This is a genomic window from Kosakonia arachidis, from assembly GCF_900116535.1.
Lineage (GTDB): Bacteria > Pseudomonadota > Gammaproteobacteria > Enterobacterales > Enterobacteriaceae > Kosakonia > Kosakonia arachidis.
In genome coordinates, this window is the sequence record NZ_FPAU01000003.1 from 540,195 (window position 1) to 554,772 (window position 14,578).

The 14,578-nt window shown below is 54.3% G+C and carries 12 protein-coding genes; 4 read left to right on the forward strand and 8 right to left on the reverse strand.

What is annotated here, in order from left to right; genetic code table 11:
* The first annotated feature begins 51 nt into the window (after positions 1–51).
* The 3 genes from kefF (at position 52) to folA (ending at position 3,104) form a co-directional block, all read left to right on the forward strand.
* Positions 52–582: a glutathione-regulated potassium-efflux system oxidoreductase KefF gene (kefF, locus tag BM427_RS14250; RefSeq protein WP_090122497.1), complete on the forward strand. Its 531-nt coding sequence runs from the start codon at positions 52–54 to the stop codon at positions 580–582.
* The gene (gene kefC, locus BM427_RS14255) at positions 575–2,437 is read left to right on the forward strand and encodes a glutathione-regulated potassium-efflux system protein KefC (RefSeq protein ID WP_090122498.1); all 1,863 of its coding nucleotides are present in this window, start codon (positions 575–577) and stop codon (positions 2,435–2,437) included. The genes kefF and kefC overlap by 8 nt, the downstream gene beginning before the upstream one ends.
* A 187-nt stretch (positions 2,438–2,624) precedes the next feature.
* Positions 2,625–3,104, forward strand: a complete 480-nt coding sequence (gene folA / locus BM427_RS14260) for a type 3 dihydrofolate reductase (RefSeq protein ID WP_090122500.1) — start codon at positions 2,625–2,627, stop codon at positions 3,102–3,104.
* 34 nt (positions 3,105–3,138) lie between these two features.
* On the opposite strand, the gene apaH is transcribed toward folA, so the two are convergent.
* The 6 genes from apaH to lptD are packed head-to-tail and all read right to left on the reverse strand — an operon-like array spanning position 3,139 to position 9,860.
* On the reverse strand, positions 3,139–3,987 hold the full coding sequence (apaH, locus tag BM427_RS14265) for a bis(5'-nucleosyl)-tetraphosphatase (symmetrical) ApaH (RefSeq protein WP_090122501.1): 849 nt from the start codon (positions 3,985–3,987) through the stop codon (positions 3,139–3,141).
* Positions 3,988–3,991: 4 nt separating this feature from the next.
* A complete protein-coding gene (gene apaG, locus BM427_RS14270) occupies positions 3,992–4,369 on the reverse strand; it encodes a Co2+/Mg2+ efflux facilitator ApaG/CorD (protein ID WP_035886540.1) in 378 nt (125 codons plus the stop codon).
* Positions 4,370–4,372: 3 nt separating this feature from the next.
* A complete protein-coding gene (gene rsmA / locus BM427_RS14275; protein ID WP_090122502.1) occupies positions 4,373–5,194 on the reverse strand; it encodes a 16S rRNA (adenine(1518)-N(6)/adenine(1519)-N(6))-dimethyltransferase RsmA in 822 nt (273 codons plus the stop codon).
* A complete protein-coding gene (pdxA, locus tag BM427_RS14280; RefSeq protein WP_090122503.1) occupies positions 5,191–6,177 on the reverse strand; it encodes a 4-hydroxythreonine-4-phosphate dehydrogenase PdxA in 987 nt (328 codons plus the stop codon). The genes rsmA and pdxA overlap by 4 nt, the downstream gene beginning before the upstream one ends.
* A complete protein-coding gene (gene surA, locus BM427_RS14285; RefSeq protein ID WP_090122505.1) occupies positions 6,178–7,464 on the reverse strand; it encodes a peptidylprolyl isomerase SurA in 1,287 nt (428 codons plus the stop codon).
* Between the two features lie 53 nt (positions 7,465–7,517).
* Positions 7,518–9,860, reverse strand: a complete 2,343-nt coding sequence (gene lptD, locus BM427_RS14290; protein ID WP_090122506.1) for an LPS assembly protein LptD — start codon at positions 9,858–9,860, stop codon at positions 7,518–7,520.
* 196 nt (positions 9,861–10,056) lie between these two features.
* Here lptD and djlA point away from each other — a divergent pair, with 196 nt between their 5' ends.
* Positions 10,057–10,881: a co-chaperone DjlA gene (gene djlA / locus BM427_RS14295; protein WP_090122507.1), complete on the forward strand. Its 825-nt coding sequence runs from the start codon at positions 10,057–10,059 to the stop codon at positions 10,879–10,881.
* Positions 10,882–10,913: 32 nt separating this feature from the next.
* Here djlA and rluA read toward each other — a convergent pair whose 3' ends face one another.
* Together rluA and rapA are read right to left on the reverse strand one after the other, a co-directional pair.
* Positions 10,914–11,573 (reverse strand): bifunctional tRNA pseudouridine(32) synthase/23S rRNA pseudouridine(746) synthase RluA, encoded by a 660-nt coding sequence (gene rluA / locus BM427_RS14300; RefSeq protein WP_090122509.1) that lies wholly within the window; start codon positions 11,571–11,573, stop codon positions 10,914–10,916.
* Positions 11,574–11,584: 11 nt separating this feature from the next.
* Positions 11,585–14,491 carry an RNA polymerase-associated protein RapA gene (rapA, locus tag BM427_RS14305; protein ID WP_090122510.1) on the reverse strand — a complete coding sequence of 969 codons (2,907 nt, stop codon included), beginning with the start codon at positions 14,489–14,491 and terminating at the stop codon, positions 11,585–11,587.
* Positions 14,492–14,578: the final 87 nt, after the last annotated feature.

Consider the following 14,578-nt stretch of genomic DNA (forward strand, 5'->3'; position numbering starts at 1 on the left):
TAACTCTCTACACTCTCAAGGAAAAGAGCACAGTGAAAAACAGGTTGATCGATGATCCTTATAATTTATGCCCATCCTTATCCGCAGCATTCGCATGCGAATAAGCGAATGATTGAGCAGGCAAGGGCGCTGGAAGGCGTCGAAATCCGTTCTCTCTATGAGCTATACCCTGACTTTAATATTGATGTAGCCGCTGAGCAGGAGGCGCTTTCTCGCGCTTCGCTGGTTATCTGGCAACATCCCATGCAATGGTACAGCGTCCCCCCGTTGTTGAAACTCTGGCTGGATAAAGTGTTGTCGCATGGCTGGGCCTATGGTCACGAGGGCACTGCGCTTAGGGGAAAAAATGTGATGTGGGCAGTGACCACTGGCGGCGGCGACCGCCATTTTGATATTGGATCTCACCCCGGCTTTGATGTGCTTTCACAACCGTTACAAGCAACAGCTATTTACTGTGGGATGAACTGGTTACCGCCTTTTGCTGTGCACTGTACCTTTATTTGCGACGATGAAACCCTGCAGGCTCAGGCGCATCATTACAAACAACGTTTGCTGGAGTTGCAGGAGGCGGCACATGGATAGCCATTCATTAGTACAGGCGCTGATCTACCTGGGGTCGGCCGCGCTGGTTGTTCCCATCGCCGTACGGTTGGGGCTGGGGTCGGTGCTTGGCTACTTGATTGCCGGCGGCATTATTGGGCCGTGGGGGTTGCGATTGGTGACTGATGCCGAATCCATTCTCCACTTCGCCGAAATTGGCGTGGTGCTTATGCTTTTCGTGATTGGCCTTGAGCTTGATCCGCAACGATTGTGGAAGTTGCGCGCCTCGGTATTTGGCGGCGGTGCGCTGCAAATGGTGAGTTGCGGCCTGCTGCTTGGTGTGTTTTGCGCCCTGCTGGGTCTGGCCTGGCCTGTGGCGCTGTTGATTGGTCTGACGCTGGCGCTCTCTTCTACCGCGATTGCCATGCAGGCGATGAATGAGCGTAACCTGACGCTTTCACCGATGGGGCGTAGCGCCTTCTCGGTGCTGCTGTTCCAGGATATCGCTGCGATCCCACTGGTGGCGATGATTCCGTTGCTGGCTGCCAGCGGCGGTGCGATGACGTTGAGCGTTTTTACTCTTTCGGCACTGAAAGTCGTGGGCGCGCTGGTGCTGGTGGTGCTGATTGGGCGTTATGTCGCACGTCCGGCGCTACGCTTTGTTGCTCGCTCTGGGCTGCGGGAAGTGTTCTGCGCCGTAGCACTGTTTCTGGTGTTCGGCTTTGGGTTATTGCTGGAAGAGGCAGGATTGTCTATGGCGATGGGCGCCTTTCTCGCCGGGGTGTTATTGGCCAGTTCTGAATATCGTCATGCGCTGGAAAGCGACATCGAACCGTTTAAAGGCCTGTTGCTTGGGTTGTTCTTTATTGGCGTCGGCATGTCCATCGACTTTGGTACGCTGGTGACGCACCCGCTGCGTATCTTGCTGTTGCTGGTTGGTTTCCTGGTCATTAAAAGCGTAGTGCTGTGGCTGATTGCCCGCCCACTACGCGTGCCGGGTAAACAGCGGATGTGGTTTGCCGCGTTACTGGGGCAGGGGAGTGAGTTCGCCTTTGTGGTGTTTGGCGCGGCGCAAACCGCGCAGGTGCTCGATTCGGAATGGGCGAAAGCGTTAACACTGACGGTTGCATTATCAATGGCGGTGACGCCAGTTCTGTTGGTGCTGCTGGCGCGGCTGGAGACTGCCGGTTCACAGCAGGAGCGCGAAGCAGATGAGATCGATGAAGAAGAAGCGCGGGTGATCATCGCTGGATTTGGTCGTTTTGGTCAGATCGCCGGGCGTCTGCTGCTTTCCAGCGGCGTGAAAATGGTAGTTCTCGACCACGATCCTGATCATATTGAAACGCTGCGTAAATTCGGCATGAAAGTCTTCTACGGTGACGCTACACGCGTTGATCTGCTGGAGTCCGCTGGTGCCGGACGTGCTGAGGTGTTGATTAATGCGATTGACGATCCCCAGGCCAGCCTGCAATTGACTGAGCTGGCAAAAGAGCACTTCCCGGACCTGCACATTATTGCCCGCGCCCGCGATGTTGATCACTATATCCGTCTGCGACAGGCAGGCGTCGACAGACCGGAACGTGAAACCTTCGAAGCGGCGCTGAAAACCGGGCGTCTGGCGCTGGAAGGGTTAGGATTAGGCCCCTATGAAGCTCGCGAACGTGCTGACCATTTCCGTCGTTTCAATACGGCGATGGTAGAAGAGATGGCGCAGGTTGAGAATGATGCGCAGGCCCGTGCCGCCGTGTTTAAGCGCACCAGCGCCATGTTGACGGAAATCATCTCAGAGGATCGTGCTCATCTTTCGTTAACACAGCGTCATGGCTGGCAGGGGACGGAAGAGGGACGGCATACGGGCGATCCTGCAGACGAACCGGCGGCGAAACCGCAGGCGTGAACGTGTTCAGGCAGGTTTACGGGTAACCATTTGAATTAAAGCGAGTTGAAAGTTGGCGATACAGTGGCAGGTTGCGGTGTCGCCAGCAGAATGAAAAATTTTCTCATCCTTTACCTTGCGCCCCATCGACGAAAGATTGCGCTTTCCGTATAGTGGCGACAATTTTTTTGCATCCAGGAATGAATGAATGATCAGTCTGATTGCCGCGCTAGCCGTGGATCGCGTGATTGGTATGGAGAACGCCATGCCGTGGAATTTACCGGCCGATCTCGCCTGGTTTAAGCGCAATACCTTAAACAAACCGGTGGTGATGGGACGTCTGACGTGGGAATCCATCGGTCGTCCGTTACCGGGGCGCAAGAATATTGTGATCAGCAGCCAGCCGGGTACTGACGCTCGTGTCGAATGGGTAAAATCCGTGGATGAAGCGATTGCTGCCTGTGGCGATGTGGAAGAGATCATGGTGATCGGCGGCGGGCGTGTTTACGAACAGTGTCTGCCGAAGGCGCAGCGCCTTTACCTGACGCACATTGATGCTGAAGTGGAAGGCGATACTCACTTCCCGGATTACGAACCGGACGACTGGGAATCGGTATTTAGCGAATTCCATGATGCTGATGCGCAGAACTCGCATAGCTACTGTTTCGAGATCCTCGAACGCCGCTAAGTTGTTCCCCGGCGGGCCACCGCCGGGGAGCCCTTTAAGAGGCTATCGCCTCGCCATCCCCTAAATCCATCTGGCGATTTGACGGTTGCGTGAAGTACATTTTGTCCTCCCAGCGCAGGCAAGTCAGTACACTGCCCCAGCAGCAGCCAGTATCCAGCGCGTAAATCCCTTCTGGTGTGCCACTGCCTTCCAGCGATGCCCAATGACCAAAGGCGATGCTGTACTCTTGCGAAACCGGTCCCGGAATTGAGAACCATGGTTTAAGCGGTGCAGGTGCACGCTCGGGAATATCCTTGCAGTACATATCCAACTGCCCGTTCGGGAAGCAGTAACGCATACGCGTAAAGGCATTAGTGATAAAGCGCAGGCGGGCAAGCCCACTGAGTTCTGGCGTCCAGTGGTTTGGCAGATCGCCATACATGGCATCGAGGAATAGCGGATAGGAATCGCTGGAGAGCACCGCTTCGATATCGCGCGCGCAGTGTATCGCCGTCGGTAAATCCCACTGTGGCGTGATCCCGGCGTGTGCCATTACCAACTTTTTTTCTTCGTCGATTTGCAGCAGCGGCTGACGACGAAGCCAATTGATCAGCTCGTCGGCGTCGGGCGCTTCCAGCAATAAATTGAGCCGATCTTTGGGTTTATTGCGGCTGATACCGGCAAAGACAGCCAGCAGATGCAGATCGTGATTGCCCAGTACGATGCGTACGCTTTCACCCAGTGATTTGACGTAGCGCAATACCTCCAGCGACCCCGGCCCACGGGCGACTAAATCGCCGGTAAGCCATAGGGTGTCTTGCTGTGGTGAAAATTCAACCTGTTTTAACAGCGCGATCAGTTCATCATAGCAACCATGAACGTCACCAATCAGATATGTAGCCATTGGATTAATGAATCAGTATTGGAACAGCGAGTCGGAAGACCGGGACGGCGATGCGAAACGCAGTGCCCTGCGCGTCGATCATTTCGTAGTGGCCCTGCATGGTACCCATCGGCGTCTCAATAACCGCGCCGCTGGTGTATTGGTATTCGCCACCCGGCTCAATGTGCGGCTGTTCACCGACGACACCTTCGCCCTGGACTTCCGTTTCGCGGCCATTCCCATTGGTGATCAGCCAGTAGCGTTTCAACAACTGGACAGGAGTTCGCCCCAGATTCCGGATGGTAATGGTGTAAGCAAACACATAACGTTCATCGTCGGGGGTTGACTGAGACTCAATGTAGACGCTTTGTACCTGAACACAAACTCGGGGCGAATTGATCATGAGTTAGCTCTCCTTCGGCGGCGCATTTTCCGTCAGGTAGTTGGCTAACTGACAGTACTGCGCAACAGAGATATTTTCCGCGCGCATCGTTGGGTCAATCCCAAGCGATGCCAGTACCTCAACCGTAAATATATTGCCGAGGCTATTGCGGATGGTTTTACGACGCTGGTTAAAGGCTTCGGTGGTAATGCGGCTCAGCGTGCGAATCTCTTTGACTGGATGCGGTAACGTAGTATGCGGCACCAGACGAACCACGGCAGATTCCACCTTTGGCGGTGGCGCGAAAGCTGTCGGCGGCACTTCCAGCACCGGAATAATCTGACAGTAGTACTGCGCCATCACGCTTAACCGACCATACGCCTTACTGTTTGGTCCTGCAACCAGACGATTTACCACCTCTCTCTGCAACATAAAGTGCATATCGGCAATGGCATCAGTATAGCTAAACAGATGGAACATCAAGGGGGTGGAGATGTTATACGGCAGGTTGCCGAAAACACGCAACGGCTGACCGAGTGTCTGCGACAGCTCGGCAAAGTTCATGGTCATCGCATCTTGCTGATAAATTGTCAGTTTTGGCGCGAGGAACGGATGTGTTTGCAGGCGCGCAGCCAGATCGCGGTCAAGTTCGATAACGGTCAGCTTATCCAGTCGTTCGCCAACCGGTTCGGTCAGCGCACCAAGCCCTGGACCGATTTCAACCATCGCCTGACCCTTTTGCGGGTTGATGGCCGATACGATGCTGTCGATCACGAACTGGTCGTGGAGAAAGTTTTGCCCGAAGCGTTTACGGGCTAAGTGGCCCTGATGGACTCGATTAGTCATTGAGTATTAACAATCATTTTGATGGCGAGGTTAAGCGCCGTAATAAAACTGCCGACATCTGCAGTTCCATGGCCCGCCAGTTCCAGCGCGGTACCATGGTCAACGGATGTACGAATAAATGGTAAACCGAGGGTGATATTCACGCCGCGGCCAAAGCCCTGGTATTTTAGCACGGGCAGGCCCTGATCGTGGTACATCGCCAGTACGGCATCGGCATTATCAAGGTATTTCGGCTGAAATAGCGTATCGGCAGGTAGCGGACCGCTCAAATTCATACCTCTGGCTCGCATTTCCTCCAGCACCGGGATGATCGTATCGATCTCTTCCGTCCCCATGTGACCGCCTTCACCTGCGTGTGGATTCAGCCCGCAGACCAGAATGTGCGGATGGCGGATACCAAATTTCTGCTGTAAGTCCCGGTGCAGAATGCAAATAACCTCGCGCAACAGTGCTGGCGTAATGGCCTGTGCTACGTCTTTGAGCGGCAAATGTGTGGTCGCCAGTGCAACGCGTAGCTCTTCGGTGGCCAGCATCATCACCACTTTAGCGGCGTGCGAACGCTCCTCGAAAAACTCTGTATGCCCGGTAAACGGTGTCCCCGCGTCGTTGATCACCCCTTTATGCACCGGGCCGGTTACCAGCGCAGCAAATTCGCCGTTCAGGCAACCATCGCAAGTGCGGGCAAGGGTTCCCACAACATAAGGGCCGTTAAGAGGGTTGAGTACGCCCAGCGTCACGGGTGCATGCAGCGGGAGAGGAAGCACGGTTAAGGTACCGGCTTGCTGTGCAACCGCAGCAACTGCGGGATCGTAATCCCGAAGCTGCAACGGCAAACCGAGCAAAGCTGCCCGGTCTGCTAACAGCGTCGCGTCTGCACAGATAACCAGTTCAACCGGCCAGTCGCGCTGGGCGAGCTGAACCACGAGATCCGGACCAATCCCGGCGGGTTCGCCGGGAGTGATAACGACACGCTGTGTTTTCATTTAGTTGCTCAGGATTTTCACGTAGGCGCTGGCGCGTTGTTCCTGCATCCAGGTTGCTGCCTCTTCAGAGAATTTGCGGTTCATCAGCATGCGATACGCTTTGTCTTTCTGCGCGGCATCCGTTTTATCAACGTTGCGCGAATCGAGCATTTCGATCAGGTGCCAACCGAAGGAGGAGTGTACCGGGCCGCTCATCTGGCCGCGTTTCAACTTCATCAGCGCATCGCGGAATGCTGGATCGTAAATATCAGCCGCCGCCCAGCCCAGATCGCCACCCTGGTTTGCAGAACCAGGATCCTGGGAGAACTCTTTCGCTGCATTAGCAAACGTGATTTTACCGCTCTTAATGTCCGCCGCGATCTCTTCCAGTTTCACGCGAGCCTGATCGTCACTCATAATGGGTGATGGTTTCAGTAGGATGTGACGAGCGTGAACTTCCGTCACAGAAATGTTCTGCGACTGGCCGCGCAGATCGTTAACTTTCAGTATATGGAAACCAACGCCGGAACGAATCGGCCCGATAATATCGCCTTTTTTCGCCGTGCTCAGCGCCTGGGCGAAGATGCTTGGCAACTCCTGAATACGTCCCCAACCCATCTGGCCGCCTTTCAGTGCCTGCTGATCGGCAGAGTAGGTGATCGCCAGTTTGCCGAAATCACTGCCTTTACGCGCTTGATCGACAATCGAACGCGCCTGGTTTTCGGCTTCGTTAACTTGATCCGACGTCGGGTTTTCCGGCAGCGGGATCAGGATATGGCTCAGGTTCAGTTCGGTGCCGGCATCGTTCTGGTTCCCCACCTGCTGCGCCAGGGCATCCACTTCCTGCGGCAGAACCGTCACACGACGGCGCACTTCGCCGTTGCGCACTTCAGAAATGATCATCTCTTTGCGGATCTGGTTGCGATAGGTGTTGTAATTCACCCCATCGTAAGCCAGACGGCTGCGCAATTGATCCATGGACATTTTGTTCTGTTTGGCTATGTCGGCGATAGCGGCATCAAGCTGCTCATCCGTCACTTTGACACCCATTTTGGTGCCCATCTGCAGAATGATTTGATCCATGATCAGACGTTCGAGGATCTGATGACGCAGTGTGGCGTCATCCGGCAGTTGCTGACCCGCCTGGCCTGCATTGGCCTTTACGGATTGCATCATGCTATCAACGTCACTTTCAAGCACTACGCCGTTATTGACGACGGCAGCGACTTTATCAACAACCTGAGGCGCAGCAAAACTGGTATTCGCAACCATAGCGATACCGAGAAGCAGCGTTTTCCAGTTCTTCATAGCTTTTCCATTTCAATTAACCGCAATGCGGATTACGTTGCAAATCAAACAGATCACATTGAACTACGATACGGCAGAATGTTTGAACGCAGCATTTGTGGCGTACCCAAACCGTAGTTTGAACTCAGACCGCGCAGCTCAATGTTGAAACCGATGACGTTGTCATACTTGCTTTGGTTATTTTGCCAGCCGTTAATTTTCCGCTCGTAGCCGACGCGGAGAGCATAACAGCAGGAGTTGTACTGCAAGCCAACCATTTGGTCAGCGGATTTGTGTGTATTGGTGTCAAAATAGTAAGCCCCGACAATCGACCAGCGGTCGGCAATCGGCCAGCTTGCTGCAGTACCCAACTGCGAAATACCATCTTTATACTGCGCGGCTGTCGCGTAGCTTGGCAGCGTTGCCTGAATGTATTCCGGGCTGGCGTAACGGTAGCTCAGCTGGAGCATACGGTTTTCATCACGACGGTATTCCAGTGACGAGCTGCTGTTGGCAATGGCGTTCAGACGCGTGTCGTACTGCACGCCGCCGCGCAGCCCCCAGCGATCTGAGATACGCCAGTAGGTATCACCCGCCCAAACCAACGACCCCGTTTTGTTGTCTTTCTCCCAGTTAATGTTGTCATCACCGGTGCGGGATTCGGTGAAATAGTAAATTTGACCAACAGAAACGTTAAAACGTTCAACTGCCGCATCATCATAAATGCGAGTTGTGACGCCGGAGGTAACTTGGTTTGCAGAGGCGATACGGTCAAGCCCGCTGTAGGTGCGATCGCGGAATAACCCGCTGTAGTCGGATTGTAAGAGCGTTGAGTCGTAGTTATTGATATAGCTCTGATCGCGATACGGCACATACAGATACTGCGCGCGTGGCTCCAGCGTCTGGGTATAACCTTCCGCCCAGTTCATATCACGTTCAAACACCATCTTGCCGTCCATCTTAAATTGCGGCATGACGCGGTTGACCGTTTCTTTGTAATCCGTGTTATTACTTGCGTTGTAATCATCCAGATTGCTCTGCTGGTAGTGGGTCGCCAGCATTTTCACTTCGGTATTCAGGCTGCTCCAGTCGTTGGAGACGGGCAGACTTAACGTCGGTTCCAGATGAACACGCGTCGCTTCCGGATTGTTAGCGTTAGTATTTGTGAAATGAACTGCCTGGCCATACACACTTAAGTCAAACGGCCCAAGGTCATTATGGTACCAGTTCACATCCAACTGCGGTTCAGCGGCATAGGAGTTACTGTTTTCGCGGTTAAATACCTGGAACTGTTTCGTCGATACCGTGGCGTTAAAGTTTTCCACCCCGTAACCCACACTAAAGATCTGGGTCGCGTAACCATCGGTACTGGAACCGTATTTTGATGTGAAGTCATTAAAATAGTAGGGATCGCTGACCTTGGTGTAGTCGACATTAAAACGCCACACCTGATCCATTACACCAGCGTGCTGCCAGTAGAATAACCAGCGGTGGCGGTTGCTCTCCGTCGGATACTCATTTTGGTAGACGTTGTCAGATGGCAGATAGTCAAATTCAACCAGGCCACTCCCGGCCTGTGACAGATAGCGGAATTCGTTTTGCCACTGAATATTGCCACGTTTATGGATGTAGTGCGGCGTGATGGTCGCATCCATATTGGGCGCAATGTTCCAGTAGTACGGCAGGTAAAACTCAAAGTAGTTACTGGTGCTGTACTTGGCATTCGGGATCAAAAAACCGGAACGGCGTTTGTCACCGATCGGCAACTGCAAGTACGGGCTATAGAACACTGGCACGGGGCCGAGTTTAAAGCGTGCGTTCCAGATCTCCGCGACCTGCTCCTGGCGATCCTGAATCACTTCGCTACCCACGACGCTCCAGGTGTCAGAACCCGGCAAGCAGGAGGTAAAGGAGCCATTATCCAGAATCGTATAGCGGTTTTGCCCGCGCTGTTTCATTAGGTCGGCGGTGCCACGCCCCTGGCGACCCACCATCTGGTAATCACCCTGCCAGACGTTGGTGTCTTTGGTATTCAGGTTTGACCAGGCTTTAGGACCTTTCAGGATGACCTGGTTATCGTCATAGTGCACATTACCCAGTGCATCCACTGTGCGTACCGGGTCTGTCTGGCCTTCTGACTGCAACTGGTGAAGTTGAACTTCATCGGCCTGTAAGCGGCTATTGCCCTGATTAATATCCACATTACCGGTAAAAACGGCATCATCAGGGTAGTTGCCTTTTGCGTGATCGGCATTAATCGTCACCGGCAGGTTATTGGTATCACCCTGTACCAGCGGGCGATTGTAGCTGGGGATACCAAGCATACACTGCGAGGCAAGATCGGCTGCCATTCCCTGCTGACTATAAAGGGCGGAGCCAATCATGGTGGCCAGGAGGGTGGGGATACGTTTTTTCATACGTTGTATTTGTTGTTCCGTCATCTGTGGCTTTACGCTGGCAAACGGTCTGAGACTAACTTACTCGCCTTTGCAACGCTAGTTTTAATCCTGCCCGCGTTCGAGCCAGGGAGAGAAGACTGCGCCTGTGCATGGCATAGAATGACAGGTATGATAAAGCAAATTTTAGCCGACGGCATGACGATTTGGGGAGTATATGCAGTATTGGGGAAAAGTGGTTGGTGTGGTCATCGCTCTTTTCATGGGCGGCGGCTTTTGGGGCGCGGTTCTCGGGCTGATTATCGGTCATATGTTTGATAAGGCGCGCAGCCGTAAAATGGCCTGGTTTGCTAACCAGCGTGAACGTCAGTCGCTGTTCTTTGCCACCACCTTTGAGGTGATGGGACATCTGACCAAATCGAAAGGCCGCGTCACCGAAGCTGATATCCAGGTTGCCAGCCTTTTTATGGATCGTATGAATCTGCATGGCGAGTCGCGTATGGCGGCACAACGCGCGTTTCGTGACGGTAAAGCGGATAATTACCCGCTTCGCGACAAGATGCGTCAGTTCCGCAGCGTCTGTTTTGGCCGCTTCGATTTGATTCGGATGTTTCTGGAAATTCAAATTCAGGCCGCCTTTGCCGATGGCTCCCTGCACCCCAGCGAACGCGAAGTGTTGTACGTGATTGCTGAGGAACTGGGCATCTCGCGCCTGCAATTCGATCAGTTCCTGCGCATGATGCAGGGTGGCGCGCAGTTTGGCGGCGGTTATCATTCTCAGCAGCAGGCTGGCGGTAACGGCGGCTGGCAGCAGGCGCAGCGCGGTCCGACGCTGGAAGATGCCTGTAATGTGCTGGGCGTGAAATCGACAGACGATGCGACAACCATCAAGCGCGCTTACCGTAAATTGATGGGCGAGCACCATCCGGACAAGCTGGTGGCAAAAGGTTTGCCGCCGGAGATGATGGAGATGGCAAAACAAAAAGCGCAGGAAATTCAGAAAGCTTACGAGCTGATTCGCGAGCAAAAGGGTTTTCGCTAAGCGTAATACTCCCCGACGCGCGGTCGGGGGGATTAAAAATCTACCGGTGCTTTGAACGTCATGCTATTGCCGAATTCCGGATGGGTAATCGTCAGTGTTTCGGCATGCAACTGTAAACGCGGTGCCAGCGCCAGCGCTTGCGGTGGCGCATAAAAGCGGTCGCCGAGAATCGGGTGACCAATGGCCAGCATATGAACGCGTAATTGATGCGAGCGACCCGTGATCGGCTTTAGCCGCACGCGGGCGTTGCCGTCGTCATCCAGCGATAACACCTGATACTCAGTCTGCGCCGCTTTGCCGGTTTCGTAACACACTTTCTGCTTCGGGCGATTCGGCCAGTCACAAATCAGTGGTAAATCCACCACCCCTTCCGCTTTCTCCGGGTGGCCCCAGATGCGCGCCAGATACTGCTTTTTCGGCTCGCGCTCGCGGAACTGGCGCTTTAGTTCACGTTCGGCATTTTTGGTCAGAGCCACCACAATCACGCCACTGGTGGCCATATCCAGGCGATGCACGGATTCAGCCTGCGGAAAGTCGCGCTGAATACGCGTCATTACGCTGTCTTTGTGCTCATCAAGACGGCCCGGAACCGACAACAAGCCGCTGGGCTTGTTGACGACCATAATGTGCTCATCCTGATAGAGAATAACCAGCCAGGGATCTTGCGGCGGATTGTAAGGCTCCATCACCATAAACAGCTCCGTTATTGATGTGTCACAACGATCAGACGCAGCGCGTCCAGTCGCCAGCTCGCCTGATCCAGGCTTTCCAGCACGTGCTGGCGATTACTTTCAATAGCGGCCAGTTCATCATCACGAATGTTCGGGTTAATCGCACGCAGTGCTTCCAGACGCGACAGTTCAGCAGAGAGTTTCTCGTCTGCTTCGCTGCGGGCGGCATCAATCAGCGTACGCGCAGCCTGCTCAACCTGTATTTCACCTTTTTGCAGAATGTTGTGTACATCCTGATGCACCGCATTCACCAGCTTACTGCCGGTATGGCGGTTCACGGCGCTGAGCTGACGGTTGAAACTCTCAAACTCAACCTGTCCGGCCAGGTTGGTGCCATTTTTATCCACCAGCAGGCGGATCGGTGTTGGTGGCAGGAAGCGGTTAAGCTGTAGCTGTTTTGGCGCCTGCGCCTCCACGACGTAGATCAACTCCAGTAATAGCGTACCGACCGGAAGTGCTTTGTTTTTCAGCAGTGAAATGGTACTGCTGCCGGTGTCGCCGGAGAGGATCAGATCCAGTCCGTTGCGGATCAGCGGATGTTCCCAAGTGATGAACTGTGCGTCCTCGCGGGAGAGCGCGACATCACGATCGAAAGTGATGGTGCAGCCATCTTCCGGCAGGCCAGGGAAATCCGGCACCAGCATATGATCGGACGGTGTCAGAACGATCATGTTTTCGCCGCGATCGTCCTGGTTAATACCCACAATATCAAACAGGTTCATAGCGAACGTGATAAGCGCAGTGTCATCATCCTGCTCTGCAATGCTTTCTGCCAGGGCTTGCGCTTTTTCACCGCCATTAGAGTGGATCTCCAGCAGACGGTCACGCCCTTGTTCCAGTTGCGCTTTCAGCGCGTCATGCTGCTCGCGGCAGGATTTGATCAACTGCTCAAACCCGTCGCTGTTTTCCGGCGCGGCCAGATAGTTAATCAGCTCATCGTGGACGCTGTCGTAAATCGTGCGGCCAGTAGGGCAGGTATGTTCAAAGGCATCCAGCCCTTCGTGATACCAGCGAACCAGTACGGACTGCGCGGTTTTCTCCAGATACGGCACATGGATCTGAATATCATGTGCCTGGCCGATACGATCCAGACGACCGATACGCTGCTCCAGCAGATCCGGGTTAAATGGCAGATCGAACATCACCAGATGGCTGGCGAACTGGAAATTACGGCCTTCAGAGCCGATCTCCGAGCACAGCAGTACCTGTGCGCCGCTGTCTTCTTCACCAAACCATGCGGCTGCTCGGTCGCGTTCGATAATCGACATGCCTTCATGAAACACTGCCGCGCGAATACCTTCGCGTTCGCGCAGAACCTGTTCCAGTTGCAGCGCGGTCGCCGCTTTGGCGCAGATCACCAGTACTTTCTGGGAGCGATGGCTGGTCAGGTGGCCCATCAACCACTCTACGCGAGGGTCGAAGTTCCACCAGGTGCCGCTCTCGCCTTCGAATTCCTGATAAATCTGTTCCGGATAGAGCATGTCGCGTGCGCGTTCTTCCAGACTCTTGCGCGCGCCCATAATACCGGAAACTTTAATGGCGGTTTGATACTGGGTCGGCAGAGGCAATTTAACCGTATGCAGTTCGCGTTTCGGGAAGCCTTTCACACCGTTGCGGGTGTTACGGAACAGAACGCGGCTAGTGCCGTGTCTGTCCATCAACATGGTGATCAGTTCCTGGCGCGCAGCCGTTGCACCGTCGTGGTCGCTATTGGCGGTTTGCAGCAGCGGCTCGATATCTTGCTCGCCCACCAGATCGCTCAGCGTATTCATATCGTTATTGCTAAGTCGTTCGCCTGCCAGCAGTAGCGCCACTGCATCGGCGACAGGGCGATAGTTTTTTTGCTCTTCGACAAATTGGGCGAAGTCATGGAAACGGTTTGGATCAAGCAGGCGCAGACGGGCAAAGTGGCTCTCCATGCCCAGTTGTTCCGGCGTGGCGGTCAGCAGCAAAATGCCTGCTACGCGCCCGGCCAGCTGTTCTATGGCCAGATATTCGCGGCTGGCTTCATTTTCACTCCACACCAGGTGATGCGCTTCATCCACCACCAGCAGATCCCACTCTGCATCACAAAGATGCTCAAGGCGCTGCTTGCTGCGGCGTACAAAATCGAGGGAGCAGATCACCAACTGTTCGGTCTCAAACGGGTTGTCTGCATCGTGTTGCGCTTCGGCATAGCGTTCATCGTCGAACAGGGCGAAGCGCAGGTTGAAGCGACGCAGCATCTCCACCAACCACTGGTGTTGCAGGGTCTCCGGCACCACAATCAGAACACGTTCCGCTGCGCCAGAGAGCAGTTGTTGATGCAGGATCATCCCGGCTTCAATGGTTTTCCCAAGACCGACTTCATCCGCCAGCAGCACGCGCGGTGCATAGCGGCGACCAACATCATGAGCGATGTGCAGTTGATGCGGGATCAGGTTAGTGCGCTGGCCACGCAGACCGCTCCATGGCATACGGTATTGCGCGCTTTGATAGTTGCGGGCGCGAAAACGCAGCGCAAAACGGTCCATACGGTCAATCTGTCCGGCAAACAGGCGATCCTGGGGTTTGCTGAACACCAGTTTGCTGTCGAGCAGCACTTCGCGCAGGATAACGTCGTTTTCCTGGGTATCCAGACGCGTTCCGGTGTAGGCAAGCAGTCCGTTTTCTTCTTTTACGTCTTCAATCGTTAACTGCCAACCTTCATGGCTGGTAATCGTATCACCGGGGTTGAACATGACACGGGTAACCGGGGAATCGCTACGGGCATACAGGCGATTCTCTCCGGTGGCGGGGAAAAGGAGCGTAACTGTGCGCGCATCGATGGCAACGACTGTACCAAGTCCGAGTTCGCTTTCCGTGTCGCTAATCCAGCGTTGACCAAGTGTAAAGGGCATAAATGAACTCTATATCTCAAATTGCAGGCAATAGCTCGTCGCCGCATCAAGAGAGGCGGGCGCGAACAGAATTGGGACCAGAAAAAG